The 15,858-nt window shown below is 67.2% G+C and carries 8 protein-coding genes and 1 pseudogene; 5 read left to right on the forward strand and 4 right to left on the reverse strand.

Annotated elements, in window-relative coordinates; translation table 11 throughout:
• Positions 1–717: 717 nt before the first annotated feature.
• Positions 718–1,137, reverse strand: a complete 420-nt coding sequence (locus GXP74_RS08665; protein ID WP_182450811.1) for a YcxB family protein — start codon at positions 1,135–1,137, stop codon at positions 718–720.
• 516 nt (positions 1,138–1,653) lie between these two features.
• Here GXP74_RS08665 and GXP74_RS08670 point away from each other — a divergent pair.
• Together GXP74_RS08670 and GXP74_RS08675 are read left to right on the forward strand one after the other, a co-directional pair.
• Positions 1,654–8,820: a polymorphic toxin-type HINT domain-containing protein gene (locus GXP74_RS08670; RefSeq protein WP_182450812.1), complete on the forward strand. Its 7,167-nt coding sequence runs from the start codon at positions 1,654–1,656 to the stop codon at positions 8,818–8,820.
• Positions 8,817–9,356 (forward strand): hypothetical protein, encoded by a 540-nt coding sequence (locus GXP74_RS08675; protein ID WP_182450813.1) that lies wholly within the window; start codon positions 8,817–8,819, stop codon positions 9,354–9,356. Before GXP74_RS08670 ends, GXP74_RS08675 begins: the two co-directional genes overlap by 4 nt.
• 98 nt (positions 9,357–9,454) lie before the next feature.
• Here the strand turns inward: GXP74_RS08675 and GXP74_RS08680 are convergent.
• Positions 9,455–10,641, reverse strand: a pseudogene (locus GXP74_RS08680) (tyrosine-type recombinase/integrase); the annotation flags it as partial.
• A gap of 143 nt (positions 10,642–10,784) precedes the next feature.
• Here GXP74_RS08680 and GXP74_RS08685 point away from each other — a divergent pair.
• Both GXP74_RS08685 and GXP74_RS08690 read left to right on the forward strand, forming a co-directional pair.
• The gene (locus GXP74_RS08685) at positions 10,785–11,351 is read left to right on the forward strand and encodes a DUF4365 domain-containing protein (RefSeq protein WP_182450814.1); all 567 of its coding nucleotides are present in this window, start codon (positions 10,785–10,787) and stop codon (positions 11,349–11,351) included.
• Positions 11,348–12,613, forward strand: a complete 1,266-nt coding sequence (locus tag GXP74_RS08690) for a hypothetical protein (protein WP_182450815.1) — start codon at positions 11,348–11,350, stop codon at positions 12,611–12,613. Before GXP74_RS08685 ends, GXP74_RS08690 begins: the two co-directional genes overlap by 4 nt.
• Positions 12,614–12,697: 84 nt before the next feature.
• On the opposite strand, the gene GXP74_RS08695 is transcribed toward GXP74_RS08690, so the two are convergent.
• The gene (locus GXP74_RS08695; RefSeq protein WP_182450816.1) at positions 12,698–13,306 is read right to left on the reverse strand and encodes a TetR/AcrR family transcriptional regulator; all 609 of its coding nucleotides are present in this window, start codon (positions 13,304–13,306) and stop codon (positions 12,698–12,700) included.
• 77 nt (positions 13,307–13,383) lie between these two features.
• On the opposite strand from GXP74_RS08695, the gene GXP74_RS08700 reads away from it, so the two are divergent.
• Entirely contained in the window at positions 13,384–14,250 is an 867-nt protein-coding gene (locus GXP74_RS08700; protein WP_182450817.1) for an SDR family oxidoreductase, read from the forward strand.
• A 48-nt stretch (positions 14,251–14,298) separates the two neighbouring features.
• Here GXP74_RS08700 and GXP74_RS40145 read toward each other — a convergent pair whose 3' ends face one another.
• The gene (locus GXP74_RS40145; RefSeq protein WP_225447794.1) at positions 14,299–15,804 is read right to left on the reverse strand and encodes an AAA family ATPase; all 1,506 of its coding nucleotides are present in this window, start codon (positions 15,802–15,804) and stop codon (positions 14,299–14,301) included.
• Between the last annotated feature and the right edge of the window lie 54 nt (positions 15,805–15,858).

Raw genomic sequence — 15,858 nt, forward strand, 5'->3', positions numbered from 1 at the left:
CGTGCCGTCGGCGTTCGCTCGCAGGGTCGGATTCAGGTCGTTCCAGGCACCGTGCTGGAAAGCCCTGCTCGGGAGGGCGTTCTGAGTGAGCGTCAGGGTCCCATTGGCATTGGCGGTGGTCATCTCGGTCGTGGTCGTCAACGACGATGCCACCACCGGCCGGTGGGACGCCCGGGCCTGCGCCATGGCTTGATTCAACGTCAGGAATCTGCTGCCGGGGACGTCGCCGCTACCGGTCCCGCTGGTATTGATCGAGTGGTCGGCTGGTGTGGACGCGGCGACTGCTGCCGGTGCGGCGGTCAGAACGGTCGCGGTCAGTGCCCCGGCGAGCAGCGCCGCCAGCCTTCCGCTCGACGCGCGTGTGCGTTTTATATTCCTCATGGTGCCTTTTGTCTCCGATTTCCTTCGTTCGGACCGGGGGCAGCCGGTGTCCCGGTGGGAGCACTGCTGAGCATTACGTGCTGTCGGTCGTTTCTGAAGTACGTCGATTCGGAGCGGTCACCTATAAGCGCCCTACCTTGAATACATACCCTACTCTTACTATCGATGTCTGTTGCGCGTAGTCGAAGCGGGAGATGTTCCTGATCAGGCCGGGTATGACAGGCTGGTGGCGAGGCTTGGGATGGTAAAGGTAAGGAGAGGCGCGGGTTCGGTGACTGGATTGGTCGCGCCGCACCATGGGGTTTCGCCGCTCTACTGGGGTGAGGGCGTTGGCGCTCACCAGGGGGTGCGGCGGTAGCGGCGCATCGGCCAGGCGCTCAGGAGTTGGTGGACCTGGCCTGTTTCGGCATCGCTGAGCAGGCGTGTGGGTAGCGGGATGGCGACATTGCCCCTGTTCGCAACGAAGAGCCAGCCGCCCTGGGACTTGGTGGCGTGGGTGACCTCGTCCCAGGACAACTCGCCACTGGCGGAGGCTCCGCTCGTCGTGATGCCGCTGTCGCTGAGGGAGATGGTGTATGGGCCCGCGAAGTCCTCAGCGGCGGCCGTTGCCCGCCGGGCGGAGCGCCGCCAGGTCAGGGCCAGGGCGCTGACCGCGAGGAAGGCCGCGATGCCGGTTGCCGCGGGGAGGGGTGGCATGGCCAGCAGGGCGAGCAGGGCCATGGCGCCGACGATGACCAGAGCGGGAAGGCTTCGCATGCGTTCGAAGCGCTGAAGCGGTCCGGTCAGTGAGCCTATGTCGTCGCTCGTCAAAGTGGTGGTTGCTTGGATGCGCATGGTTCCTCAAGGGCACTGGTCGGGGTGGGGTCGGCTGCGCCCCGCCGCGATTATGGCCCAGGGAGCTTCAGGGTTCCGTTCGTGCCCTGGAAATCTCCCAGTCGTGCTCCTCGCAGGGGAGTATTGCGCGGTACTCATGGGGGCAAAAAATGCCAGAGTTCCCCTTCGGTTGATTATGCGCATTTGCCGTGTCAAACAGGGGTGAACGGGACGAATGCGATCCGATATGCGGTGTCGGCCCGATCGTTCTCGGTCATTGCTGGTTGTTATCTTTCTGTTATTGGTGGAAGGCCTGTGCATTGGCTATGATTTCCATGATCATCGCCATATTCCGGTTGTAAATGCCGGACTGTCGGTCCACGGAGCGGTCCGGAATCCAGGGGGTAGGTCGTGCGGGCGAGACTGTGGTGGGCCAGGCATGGCTCTGCCTGGGCATGGATGGCACTGGCCACCGTCGGCGCATTGCTGGTGCAGTTGGGCGTCGCCGACGCGGCGCAAGCCCTGCCGCTGCTCGCCAAGCCGACCATCACGGCGCCCAAGGCCAATCTCGGGACGCCGGTGACGGTGACCCCGGTGCCGGTACGTCACCTCCCACAGCCGACGCGGACAGCCAACTACCGGGCGACAGCAACACAGTGGCCTGGAGCGTCAACCGCGAGCGTGTCCCTGAGCACGACCACGGCCCGTGCCTCCACGAGTCCCGCGAAGAGTCCGGTCTGGGGCCAGCGGCTCCCCAATGCCCACGGCGCCTACACCGGACCGGTGTCGCTGGGGGTGAAGGTGCTCACCCGCAGCGCGGCGACGTCTGTCGGCGTCAGCGGCATCCTGGCGCAAGTGACCCCGATCGGGGGCGGCCGGGGCCCGGTACGTGTCGGCTTCGACTACGCGACGTTCGCCCAGGCGTACGGTGGCGACTATGCGCAGCGCCTGCGCTTGGTGGAACTGCCCGCGTGCGCGCTGAACTCACCGCAACTGGCCGCATGTCGGACTCAGTCGCCCCTGGCGAGCAGCAACGACGCGGCGACCCAGTCGGTGTCGGCCGATGTGACCATGGCTGCGTCCACCTCCGCTGCTCGGTCGGACGCCTTGTCCGGCGGTGCGGTGCCCAAGGAATCCGCTACCAGCTCAGCCTCCGGTAGCGGTGCGATGGTGATCGCGCTGACGTCGTCCGCCTCCCCCGACGGTGGCGGCGCGGGTGGACAGTACGGGGCGACCTCGCTCAAGCCGTCGGGCAGTTGGAGCTCGGGCGGCTCCTCGGGGTCCTTCGACTACAACTATCCGCTCACGATGCCGCCCGCGATTTCGTCCATGGTCCCCACAGTGGATCTGTCGTACGACTCGGGCAGCGTGGACGGGCAGACCGCCTCGGCCCAGGCCCAGTCCTCCTGGATCGGTGATGGTTGGTCGATGGCCGACTCGTACATCGAGCAGTCCTTCGTCACGTGCGCCGACGAGCCCGAAGGGGTGACTCTGACGAGCTCGGAGCAGACGGGGGACATGTGTTACGACGGGCCGATCGTGACCATGTCGCTGGGCGGATCCTCGGTCTCGTTGATCCAGGATGCCAAAGGGCACTGGCACACCAACAATGACAACGGCGACGTCATCACGCAGGTCGACAACTCGAACAACGGCTCGGGCACGTACAACACCGACTACTGGACGGTAACCGACCGATCGGGGACGGTGTACGAGTTCGGACTCAACGAACTGCCCGGTTGGTCCTCGGGCAAGCCCACCACCAACTCCGTCGACTACGAGCCGGTGTACTCCTCGCAGGTCGGTGACCCGTGCTACAGCTCGGCGGGGTTCACCTCGTCCGAGTGCACCATGGCCTACCGGTGGCACCTTGACTACGTCAAGGACCTCCACGACAACGCCATGGACTACTACTACACGCAGAACACCAACTACTACGCCGGTGACGACGGTGCCAAGAACGGCGCGAGCAGCTACGCCTACATCCGCGACAGCGAACTCAGCCACATTGACTACGGGTTCACCAACCCCAACGCCTACGGCAACGTCGCCGACAGGATCGCCTTCACCTCCGGCGACCGCTGTGTAGCGACGACCTGCGATCCCCTGAACTCCGGAGATGCCGCGAACTGGCCGGATGTCCCGCTCGACCTGGTCTGCGCCAAGGGAGCCACCTGTGGCAACTACGGCCCGGCATTCTTCTCCACGGTGCGGCTGACGGGCATCGCCACCGAGCAGTGGAACGGATCCAGCTACACCACGGTCGACAACTACGCGCTCACCGAGGGCATCCCGACCACCGGCACGTACAACACCTCCACGCTGCAACTGGACACCATCACCCGCACCGGTGAGGACACCGCCGCGGGAGGCACGTCCCCGCCGGCCCAGAGCGAGTCGTTCGGCTACGAGATGATGGCGAACCGCGTCAACTACACGGCTGGGGCGGGCAGCGCCCTGGGCCCGTTGAACCGGTACCGACTCACCTCCATCACGACCGAGTCGAACAGCGTGATCAGCATCGTCTACGAGCTGGTCGACCCCTGTACGGTCACCAGCATCGCCTCGCTGACCCCGTCGTCCAACACCAGCTCCTGCTTCCCGGTGGAATGGAGCCCGAAGGGCACCCCCTACCTGGACTGGTTCAACAAGTATGTCGTCAAGTCCGTCTCCCAGTCCGACCCCTCCGGGGGATCAGCAGGCCTGTTCACCCAGTACAAGTACATAGGGCCGGCCGCCTGGCACTACGACGACAATGAGCTCGTCCAGGCCAAGTACCGGACCTACGGCCAGTGGCGCGGATACGGCGACGTGCAGACCCTGACCGGGCAAGGCACAGACCCGGTCACCGAATCCGAGTCGTGGTTCTACCGGGGCATGGACGGGGACTGGCTCTCCTCCACCCAGAACCGCTCAGTCACCCTCACGGACTCGCAGGGCGGTACACACACCGACAGTGACCAACTTGCCGGAGACGTCCTGGAGACGGCCGCCTACACCTACAACGGTGGCCCCGTCGACAGCTCCACCATCAACTCCTACTGGGTCTCACCCGCCACCGCCACCCGGACCCGCTCGGGACTGCCACCTGTGACCGCGAACGCGGTCGGGCAGGTGGAGACCTGGAGCCGCAAGGCGATCACCGGCAGCTCACCCGGCTGGCGCACCACCGAGACCGACGTCGCCTTCGATACGACCACCACCTCGCCGACCTTCGGCCTGGTACTGCTCAGCTACAGCCACGGCGACCTGTCCCTGGCCGGCCCCTCCAGCACACAGGAGACCTGTACCCAGACCAGCTATGCGCCCGCCAACGTCAGCCTGAACCTCGTGGACCTGGTCTCGGAGACCGAGACGGACGACAAGCCCTGCGGTGGAACCTCCCCGGCCGGGGCGAGCGCGCCCACCGCCGCGCAGACCAACGCGCTCACCACGCCGTCGTCGCTGAACAAGTCCACCGACGTCATCTCCGACACGCGGACGTTCTACGACAACCCGACCATGGCCACCACCTGGCCGCAGCCCGCCTCGCCCACCTGGCCGCAGGCGACGCCGAGCCTCGGCGACGTCTCTGTGGTCCAGGACGCCAACGGGTACAACGGCTCCGCGTTCACCTACCAGACGGCCACCGCCACCACCTACGACAGCTACGGCCGACCGGTTGTCGCCTACGATGCCGACGGCAACAAGACCAGCACCGTCTTCACCGACACCGCGTACCTGACCACCACCAAGGTCCAGGCCACCAATGCGCTCGGCCAGATCACCAGCGCCACCCTGGACCCCGAGCGGGACCTGACACTGACCTCGACCGACGCCAACGGGGTAGTCAGCACCGTCCACTACGACGGCCTGGGCCGCAGCACCGCGGTTTGGGAGGATTCACGTCCCACCACGTCCCCGGCCAACGAGCTGTACAGCTACAGCTACCCGGCGGCCGCCACCAACGCCCCAGTGGTGGTGACCACTGAGACCCTGAACGACGAGTCCGGCTACTCGATCTCCACCACCCTGTACGACGCACTCATGCGGGTTCGGCAGACCCAAGCCGAGGCCGTGTCCACGACTGCGGGCCGAATCATCAGTGACACCTTCTACGACTCCCACGGTTGGACCTACAAGACCAACAGCGACTACTGGGACACCACCTCCAGTCCCAACGGAACGCTGGTCACCGTTCCGGACAACAAGTCGGCCCAGCAGACGCTGACCTCCTTCGACGGTCTCGGCAACCCGACCGTGGTCACCTCCCTCGACGACTCAGTCGTCAAGCAGACCGCCTATACCCAGTACCTCGGCAGCAGCACCATCACGGTCCCACCCAGCGGCGGCACCGCCAGCGCCACCCAGGTCGACGCGCTGGGCCGCACCACCGAACTCGACCAGTACTCCGTCGCGCCGACCGTCACCACCAGCACCACCGGCGGCTTCACCACCGAGGCCATCACCGGCGGCAGCACTCAGGCCACCAAGTACACCTTCAACCCCCAAGGCCGCGCCTGGCAGACAACCGACGCCAACGGGGACACGTGGACCACGAACTACGACTTCCTGGGTCAGGCGACCACCACCACCGACCCCGACGCCGGTACCAGCGCGGCCCCGACCGAGTACGACCCCCAGGGCAACATGCTCCAGGGCACCGACTCCGCTGGGCACACGCTCTCGTACACCTACGACGCGCTCAGTCGGAAGACGGCCGAGTACGACGCCACCACTGCGAACCAGTCCAGCACCAACGAGGTCGCCTCGTGGGTGTACGACAACAGCAACGGCGTTACCGGTGTGACCGACCCGATCGGGCACGTCACCACTGAGTACTCCTACACACCCGCCGGAACCTTCACCACGCAGGAAAAGGGCTTCAACGTCTTCGGTGAGTCCACCGGGGAGACCTACACCGTTCCCGGCACCGGTGGCCTGTCCGGAAACTATGCCTACCAGCACACCTACAGCAGCGTCGTGGGTCTGCCCAAGAGCACCTTGGTCCCGGCGGCGGGTGGTATGCCGGCCGAGGTGCTGACCACCGGCTACTGCGCCTACAGCGGTCTGGACGAGCCCTGCACCCTGGGTGGAACCAACGGCTACACCCAAGGAACGTCCTACTCCGGACTGGGACAGGTCGCCCAGGAGATCATCGGATCGGCCACCAACAAGGCCACTGTCTCGGACACCTACGACCCGCACACCGGGGCGCTGACCGACCAGAACGTCGTCAACACCGCCGTCTCCAGCACGCCGATGGACGACACCGGTTACGGCTACGACCCGTCCGGCAACATCACCTCCGAGACCGACGTCCGCAACGGCTCCGCCACCGAAACCCAGTGCTACGACTACGACGCCCTGGACCGGCTCACCCAGGCATGGACCACCGCTGCCACCGCCAGCAGCTGCGCGACCCAGCCCACCGCTACCACCGTCGGTGACGGCATCGCCGGAAGCGCCTACTGGACCAACTGGAGCTTCGACTCCATCGGGCAGCCCAAGACCCAGACCCAGCACTCGCTGACCGGTGGCACCGACACCGCCATCAACTACACCTACGGCGGCAGCGACCCCAGCTGCAGCGCCACGAGCAGCGGTGCCCACACCCTGGCCAACGCAGTAACCACCGGTGGTAGCAGCTCCACCAGCAGCTACTGCTACAACGGCCTGGGCCAGACCACCACCCGTACCACCCCGAGCGGCACGCAGTCCCTCACCTGGAACGACGAGGGTCAGTTGGACACCGCCACCACTGGCACCAGCACCAGTAGTTACTACTACGACGGTGACGGCAATGTCATCGAGCGCACCGACCCCAACATCACCACCCTGTTCCTGCCCGACCAGCAGGTCACCTACATCACCAGCACGAACTCCCTCAACAACGTACGCTCCTACGCACTGCCCGGTGGCGGCCAGGCAGTCCTGACCAACTCGAACTACAGCTTCGTCCTGTCCGACCAGAACAGCACGGCCACCCTCAGCCTGGACAGCACCACCAAGAACCCCTCCTGGCAGCAGTACACCCCCTACGGCGCCCCACGCGGCGCCAGCCCCGGCAGTAGCTGGCTGGACCCCAACGGCTACCTCAACAAACCCCAGGACAACGCCGACCAGCTCACCACCATCGGTGCCCGCGAGTACGACACCACCCTTGGCCGCTTCATCAGCCTCGATCCGGTCCTGGGCAGCGACCCCCAGCAGTTCAACGGCTACACCTACGCGGCCGGCAATCCCACCAGCAGCAGCGACCCCACCGGCCTGCACGTCTACAACCCCGGTCCAGACGGCTGCGACGCTGCCTGCCAAATGGAATGGATCCAGAGCGGCCAACAGGCCGTCGTGGAAGTGGCCCAGGTTCACACCAACGCAACACCCCAGCAGCACGAGGCTGAGGTCCTCGCGAATCAGGCAACCGATGCGGCATACGCCGCAGCCGAGGCCCAGGCCGAAGCGCAGCAACTGGCCGAAGACAAAGCCAGGGCAGCAGCCGAAGCCAAGGCAGCAGCCGAGGCATCCGCAGCCCACCGCCACTGCTCCTGGTACAACCTCGTCTGCCAGGCGGAAGTCCATTCCGCCCAACTTGAGGAAGAGCTGACGCTTCTCCTGGTCGCTGCGGCTGTCGTCGCTCTCGTAATCTTCGCCCCCGAGGTCGTCATAGCCGCGGGCATGGCCGCAACTGAGTCCCTTGGGGTTACTGGTTCGGCCATGATGGCCAGTATCGCCGGCAGCGCAGCAGGGCTCAGCACAGTCGCCGCAGGGGCCGGCCTCACCGGTGTCGCCGCTGGTGCCGGTGTCATCGCCGAGGTCGCCGGAGCAGGCAGTTTTGAGGCAGGTGGCGGTGATGGGACGACGTGCAGCTTCGCTCCCACCACATTGGTGCTGATGGCGGACGGCACGACCGAGGCCATCAGCCAGCTGAAGGTGGGCGACAAGGTCGAAGCGGCCGACCCCACTACCGGCAAGGACAAGGGCGGCCGGACCGTCCAGCACATCTGGATCAACCACGACACCGATCTACTCGACCTCACCGTCAACAACGGCCATGGCCCCGCCTCGGTCATCCACACCACCGCGAACCACCCCTTCTGGGACGACACCACCCACACCTGGACCCGAGCCGACCACCTCAGGCCCCACGACAAACTCGCCAGCACCAGCGGCCAGCACCCCACCGTCGTCACCACCAAGGTCACCCCCGGAGCGGCGAACCGCTGGAACCTGACCATCCAGCAACTCCACACGTACTATGTACTCGCTGGTGCGACGCCGATCTTGGTGCATAATTGCAATGGGTTCACCCCGCAAGACCTGCAAGACGTTGCTAGTCACCTGGACCGAGTTGATGAAAATGGCGAGCGCGTATTCGAGGACTGGGGACCAAATCATGCAATGATTTCCGGGATCAAGGACACCATGGAGAATGGCGCCGAGCTTTCGGAGGGGCAGACAAACTTCATGACCCACGAATTGACCGAGAAGGGCCTCATGGATGGAGGGATGGACTCTGAGGCGGCGCATGAATTGTCGCTCCAGACTCATCCTCTATTCAAAAACTATACGCCAGAGGTAATTGATCAATTCCCCGAGGAATTCAATAACAACTGGCGTCGAGCCTGGGGAATGACGCCAAGGTGATCATCGAGAAGGCAGCGGTTCGGATTGCTGTCGAACTGGGTAGAGGGGCTGCTGGCAGCAGCGGTTCGCGGCTCCAGATGGAAGAGTATTCGGCCTCTTTCCACCTGCTGACCAGGCCGGAAGTCTGTGTTTCGATCGAAGTGCTGCGTCGGCTTGGAGGTATGAGGTCGCGTGCTCTTGTCGGGGGCTGCTTTGAGGCGCGGCAGGCCGGTCCGTCTTCCATGGAAGTCTTCTATGAAGACGCTCATTTGGGCACTGGTCGGGAAGCTGGTGTGCCGAGTGAACTTGGGCCCCCTTTGGTTACCGGACTGCCCAGTGATTTTCTGGGTGCTGTACTAGGGGGACTCCGTGCCGGCGTGGATCGAGTATCTCTGCCATCTGGGCGGCTGACCGTAGACCGGGCAGCATATAGTGAGGCCGATTCCAGTTCTCGGGCATTCAGTGGTGCGTCAACCCTGCTGGTAGTGGCCATTGATTCAATGCTGTCCGGTAAAGATGTGGAAGCTGCAATCGGCGGCGCCATCAGGGATCTCTGACTGAGTTTTTGAGAATCCCAGAGATACGTTGAGGCCCCGTCGGAAGATACTTCCGGTGGGGCCTCAGTGGTGGTTGACGGCAGTAGTTGACGGCAACGTCAGCGGACGGGTGCCGCACAAAGCGGTGGTTCGTCGCCGTCGTCGGGCCGAGTGGCGGGCTGGGCGGGGTTGCGGAGGGCGTTGCTGAGGAGGTCGATGGCGTCGCGTTGGAGGCGGAGGCGGACGTGGGCATACACCGTCGCGGTCACCCCGATGTGGGCATGGCCCAACAGTTCCTTGATGACGACGAGTTCGACGCCCTGCTCCAGGAGGAGGGTCGCCGCCGAGTGCCGGAGGTCGTGGAAGCGGATGCGGCGGAGCGTGGCACGATGGAGCAGGGTGTTGAAGTGTCGGGTGAGGGTGGCTCCCTCGATCGGGGAGCCGTCGGGCCGGGTGAAGACGTAGCCCTCGCCTTCCAGCCGGTGCCCGCCGCTTCTCGTTCCTGGCGCTGCTGGTCGCGGTGCTGTGCGAGGGAGTGCGGGCACTCGGTGGGCAGGGCGATACGTCGTTCCGAGCTCTGGGCCTTGGTGGGCAGCGCGGTCAGGCCGCCGCTGTTGGTGCGTTGGAGGGTGCGGCGGATGCTGGCAGTTGCGCCGGCCAGGTCGAGGTCTTCCCAGCGCAGGCCGAGGAGTTCGCCCTTGCGGAGCCCGGTGCGCAGGGCGAGTTCGAACAGCGCGCTCAGCCGGTGCCCGTCTGTGGCGGCGAGGAACGCTCGGGCTTCCTCGGCGGTGAGGGGTTCGAAGCGACGGGGGCGGGGTGTGCCTATGCGGACGTTGCGGGCCACGTTGCGCGGGATCTCTACCTCTCGGACGGCGTGTTCTAGGGCGGACTTGAGGACGGAGTGGACGTAGGCGAGCGTGAGCGGTGAGAGCCGCTTACGGCAGCAGTTCCCGGCCGTGCAGCACTGGGGCTGGGCGCGGGCGGTATCGAGGCCGCGTGTGCAGCACTGGCAGGTCGTGCGGAGGTGGTCGGGCCAGGTGCGGACGTCCTTGGCGGTGAGTTTGGCGAGCTTCTTCTTGCCCAGCCCGCGGAGCAGGTAGAGGCGGACGAGGGCGGTGTAGCGGGTGTGGGTGTTCTCGCGGTGCCGGTGGACGGCGACGGTCTCCAGCCAGTGGGTGAGGAACGACGCGAGGCTGCCCTGCGCGGATGGAGCGGGGACGCCGCGGTTGCTGGTGGCGGTCTTCTCGGTCAGCTGGGCCGGCGCGTCCTTCCGCGTGGTGCCGTAGACGCGGATCCGCTTGGGGGTTCTTCGGCTTGGTACGGGCTTGCTGCCGGTCGGTGCCAGTCGGACAAGCGGTTAAACTGAGATAGCGTCAGTGCCTCGGTCCGACCCTGGGACGCCGCCCGCTGTGGCGGCGGGACGCTCGGATCGATCGTGAATCGGCGGGTATGCGCGAGGCGGGTGGCGGCGAGGAGCAGTTCTACTGCGGGCTCCCGCTCTCCGCCGTCAAAGAGCGCGTGAGCATGGCTCGGCTGGAGCTCGTCGCGAGCGCGGCCGGCTGCTCGCTGAGCGACCCGCGGGTCGACTACGACGGCTGGGATGTCACGGTCGTCTCCCACGCGGAGTTCCTGCGGTACTCCGGCCCGCGGTTCGACATCCAGCTCAAGGCGACGAGCAGCGAGAGCGTCGCGCGCCCGCTCAAGAACGGCGACTTCTCGTTCACGCTGGACGCGTCCACGTACCGGAAGCTCAGCGATCCGAAGCGGTACGAACGGGCGCTGCTCGTCGTGCTGATTCTGCCCTCGCGGACCGGCCCGGCCGAGTGGGCCGTTCGGCATGGTCAGGAGCTACGCTCACCGGGGATCATGCTGTGGGCCGACCCGCGCGACTGGGACGCCGAACTGCCTCCCGGGCGGGAGTCCGTGACCGTGCGGTTGAGCCGGGACGACCACTTCGACCCGGAATTCATTCGGGCACTCATGAAGGAGATCGGCGACGGAGGAGGTGGGCGATGAACGGTGCAGAATTCGACAGCTTCCGGAGGATGGCATCCACTTTCACGCCGACGACTGTCACACGATTCCTCGCCGCACAGGGCTGGACAGCAGAGAGCCGCACCAGTGGGGTGAAGGAGATCTGGAGCCGCCGCGCAGCTTCCGGTAGTGCGGAACGAGCGCGGGTGATGATTCCCTTTGCGATCGACTACGTGGATTTTGAGCGCCGCTTCAGTGAAGCTCTGATTTCCATCTCCCAAGTCCACGGATATGACGCCGAGGATCTTTCCCGGCGGATCAGCTCCACCATGACGGATGTCCTCAGCGTCCGCCTTGTCCGGACGCCCGCGGGTGACACGGTGCCACTCGCCGAAGGCGAGAAGGTGATTCATGAGTTCAACAATCTGCTGAAGAACTTCGCCATCGCGACGGCCACCCACCGTGTTCGCCGCACTGGCGGCCGGATGCCGAGGCAGGCGGCCGACTTCATGCGGCACCATGCCCGACTCGGACACACCCGGAGCGGAAGCTTCGTCATCACCTTCGCCGCCCTGCTGGACGAGTCGGAGCGGTCGCCGAGCCCGACGCATCAGGACGTCGATCGTCGCCACGAACGTGATGAGTCGGCTCCCTTTGCCCGCAAGGTGATGGCCGCTCTTGCCCAGGCCATTGAAACGGCGGGCGAACTGCGGTCCGGGTCGCCCGAAATCGGATGGGCCAGGACAACGGAAGAGCTCCGCCGCGCGGCACTGGTCGTGGAAATGCTCGACAGGTTCCGGTCGTTCGACGAACTCGAAGAGATCGACCTCTCCTTTACCTGGGCCTCCGCATTGCCAGAGCCGACGGCCGGGCTGAGCGTGTGCTCCTTCCGTTTCGACGACCTACCGGAGATTCCCGCCGAACCTGGGCGGATCCAGGCCGCGGCCGAACGGGCTTTCGACGACGACTACGCATTGCGTCGTGTGGCCGGGGTGTCGCCTCCCGATGCGCTGGACGTTCGTCGTACTGCCACATCCGAGGAAATCGTCTCCGGGATCGTCCATTCCCTGGAACGGGCCGATGGCGGTGGCACGGTGACGATTCGCGTGGACGACGGGCGATCGCCTTTCGACGTGCGTCTCACTCTCCGTGCTGCGGATTACCTGATGGCTGTCCGGGCCCACCTGGCGGACGTGCCCGTCTCGGCGAGCGGAGAACTGACGAGGATCGGCCCGACTGCCAGGCTGGGCAACGCCGTACTCGACACCGCGAAGATTGAGGCCGCCCTCCGCGCCCTGCCCTGAGGGCCGCAGGTCACGAAGTGTGCTCCCCGCCGACGCGGGGGTGGTCCGTGTGCGGTCGGCGGCGGGTGGGGTTCCCGGGCGCGTTCAGCTCCGACTTGAGCGACCGGGGGTGGCGGTCGGCTGCGCCTGGGTCGGGCGCAGGCCGTTGACCAGGAGGTCCAGCAGGTGCGCTGCCTGCTCCTCGGTGACCTGCTCGCGCATCCAGGCGGCGGCGTTCATCAGCGCGTGCACGTCCGCCGCCGTGACGTCGTCGCGGACCGCGCCCGACGCGCGGGCGGCGGTGAGCAGGGTCTGCGTGATCCCGTCCATCCGTCCGCAGGCTTCGTGCAGCTCCGACGCCTCGTCGTCCAGGCTCTCCATCAGCAGCGTCGCGAGCCCCCGGTATGCCGCCGCGTGCACGGCCACGGCGCCCATCCAGCCGGCCAGGGCGTCCGCCCCCGAGGCCGGTCCCGCCAGTTCGCTGCCGTGCTCGAAGAGTGCCGCGTGCCGCTCGCGCAGCAGGGCCGCCGCCAGTGCCCGACGGTTCGGGAAGTGGCCGTACAGGGTGCCGATCGCGACTCCGGCCCGGCGGGCGATCCCCTCCAGTGACGCCCCGGTGCCCTGCTCCCGGAACGCGGCGTCGGCCGCCGCCAGGAGGTACTCGCGGTTGCGTTGCGCGTCCGCTCGCGGTCGGCGCGTTGGCGTGCTGCCCATCCACCTGCCCCTTGTAAGTTGAGGAGTCCTCGACTTATTATTTCGAGGACTCCTCAACTTTAGCCGAAGGCATTCACATGATCTTGGTTACCGGGGCCACCGGATCCATCGGCAGGCATCTGGTCCGCGAACTGCGGGACCTGGGGGCACCGTTCACCGCCCTGGTGCGCGACGCCGACAAGGGCCGGGCGCTCGGCTGCCGCTACGTCGTCGGGGACTTCGACGACCCCGGCTCGCTCGCCGCCGCGCTCGACGGCGTCGATCACCTGCTGCTCAACAGCGCGGGAGCGGTCCCCACCAGCGACGGGGCGCCGCAACCCATGATCGCCCAGCAGCGGGCCGCCATCGACGCGGCCGGACGCGCCGGCGTCCGGCGGATCGTCAAGGTCTCGGTCTGGCAGGCCCGCCGGGGCGGCAGGCTCGCGCAGGGCGCGCACTGGGAGATCGAGCAGTACCTGAAGGCCTCCGGTATCGAGTGGGCCGTGCTCCAGCCCAGTGGCTTCATGCAGAACTTCGCCACCGGAGCAGGCACCTTCACCGCCGAGGGGAGTCTCATCTCCCCGGCGACCGACTCGCCCGTCTCGTACGTCGACTGCCAGGACATCGCCGCCTGCGCGGCGGTCCTGCTGACCCGGCCCCTGGGCGCGGGCGAGACGTTCGTGCTGACCGGACCGGCCGCCCTCACCATGGCGGAGATCGCCGGGCAGCTCTCCCGCGCCGTCGACCGGCCGGTCGGGGTCGTCGGGCTGGGCGGCGAGGAGATGGCGGCCCGACTCACCGCGCAGGGCCTGCCCGCCCGGTTCGCCGCCGACGTCGCCGCCCTGTGGACCGAGGTCGGCGACGGCTCGCTGGCGGCGACGACCGACGAGGTCCGCAACCTGACCGGTCGCGATCCGCGCAGCTTCGCCGACTTCCTGGCCGCCAACCGGGCCGCCTTCGACTGAACCGCCACACCCGGGCGCGCTCGGCGGCGCGCGCTCGGCGGTGCGCGCTCAGCAGAGCGAGCTCGGGGGACGGCGCTCGGCGAAGACCAGCAGGTGCTGCATCCCCCATTCGGCGGTCTCGATGTCCTGCGCGCGGTCGGCGGACCGGATGATGATGCCCCACAGGTGCGCGGCGTCCCGGGCATGGTCGTAGTGGTACTGGAACGAGGCCTGGTACGAGGCGAGTTGAGCGGCCTGCCGGTACATCCCGATCCGGCAGGCGTGTTCGGTGACGGCCAGCAGGTTGGCGCGCTCGTTCGAGTACCAGACCAGCGGGTCCGCGGTCAGGCGCAGGGCCAGCTCCGGCTCGATCGGCGAGCGGGCCGCCGCCTGCTGCCGCGGCCGCAGACCGCCGGGCCGGGCCATCTGCTGGTCCGCCAGCCGGGAGAGCTCGATCCAGCCCGCCACGGCTCGCTCGATGGCTGCCTTCTTCACGTCCTCCGGATCCCGCTGGAGCTGCTCCAGGGCGTAGGAGCGCAACAGGCTGTGCATGTGGAAGCGCAGTTGCAGGCCGCTGTCCGTGCAGACCGGGGTGAGCAGGCTGGCATCGGTCAGCCTGCCGGTGACCTCGCTCGCCTCGGGTTCGCCGAGCAGCGCGGCGACGGTCCAGTCCGACACGTCGTGCTGGCCCAGCAGCGCGAGGAAGCGGAAGGCGCGCTGGTCCAGGGCGCTCAGCTGGGAGTAGCTGAGCCCGACACCGGCGCGCACGGCGAGGTCGCCGATGGACAGTTCGTCCAGCCGGTGCCGCTCGTCGACCAGCAGCGTGGCCAGGCGCTCCAGCGAGCCGCCGGGGCGGGAGGAGAGTCGCGCCCCGGCGATCCGCAGGGCCAGCGGCAGCAGTCCGCACGCCAGGACGATGCGGTCGGCCGCCTCCGGCTCGGCGTCGAAGCGGTCGTCGCCGATGATGCCGCGCAGCATCGCCAGGCCCTCGTCGTGGGCCAGGGTGCCGACCGACAGGTGGGTTCCGGTGAGCTCCGCGAGCTGCGGGCCGCCGGTCACGATCACCGCGCAGCCCTCGCCGCCGGGCAGCAGTGGCCGCAGCTGGGCCGCGTCGGCCGCGTCGTCCGCGACCAGCAGCACCCTGCGGTCGGCCAGCAGCGAGCGGAACAGGACGCTGCGGGCGTTCGTCGACGGCGGGATCGAGGCCGCCGGTACCCCGACGGACAGCAGGAGTTCACCCAGGGCCTGGCGCGGGTCGAGCGGCTCGGCGGAACTGCCGCCCAGTTCCACGTACAGCTGCCCGTCCGGGTAGCGGGCCCGGAGCTGGTGGGCCAGGTGAAGGGCCAAGGTGGTCTTTCCCGCGCCGGGGATACCGCTGAGTACCACGATCGGCATGGCCGACCTGCTGCGTGCGCTCTCGAAGGCCTGCCGCAGCTGCCGGACTTCCTTCTCCCGGCCGATGAAGTCGACGACGGCCGAGGGCAGTTGGTAGGACGGGAGGAACGAGACGCCGCGGGTCCGGTGCGGGACCGCCGCCGGTCGCGGCTCGACCGGCGGCCGCGGGGCTCGCGCCACCGGGTCGCCGAGGGGTGGTGGGGAACGGCCGGGGTGTCCCAGGTGTCCTGGGCG

Source organism: Streptacidiphilus sp. P02-A3a, assembly GCF_014084105.1.
In the GTDB taxonomy this organism is placed as follows: Bacteria; Actinomycetota; Actinomycetes; order Streptomycetales; family Streptomycetaceae; genus Streptacidiphilus.

Excerpts from the sequence above, each read along its gene's own strand:
- GXP74_RS08690 (WP_182450815.1), top strand. The coding sequence starts at position 11,348 with ATGAACGGTGCAGAATTCGACAGCTTCCGGAGGATGGCATCCACTTTC.
- GXP74_RS08670 (WP_182450812.1), top strand. The coding sequence starts at position 1,654 with ATGGCACTGGCCACCGTCGGCGCATTGCTGGTGCAGTTGGGCGTCGCC.
- GXP74_RS08685 (WP_182450814.1), top strand. The coding sequence starts at position 10,785 with ATGCGCGAGGCGGGTGGCGGCGAGGAGCAGTTCTACTGCGGGCTCCCG.
- GXP74_RS08695 (WP_182450816.1), bottom strand. The coding sequence starts at position 13,306 with ATGGGCAGCACGCCAACGCGCCGACCGCGAGCGGACGCGCAACGCAAC.
- GXP74_RS08700 (WP_182450817.1), top strand. The coding sequence starts at position 13,384 with ATGATCTTGGTTACCGGGGCCACCGGATCCATCGGCAGGCATCTGGTC.
- GXP74_RS08665 (WP_182450811.1), bottom strand. The coding sequence starts at position 1,137 with ATGCGAAGCCTTCCCGCTCTGGTCATCGTCGGCGCCATGGCCCTGCTC.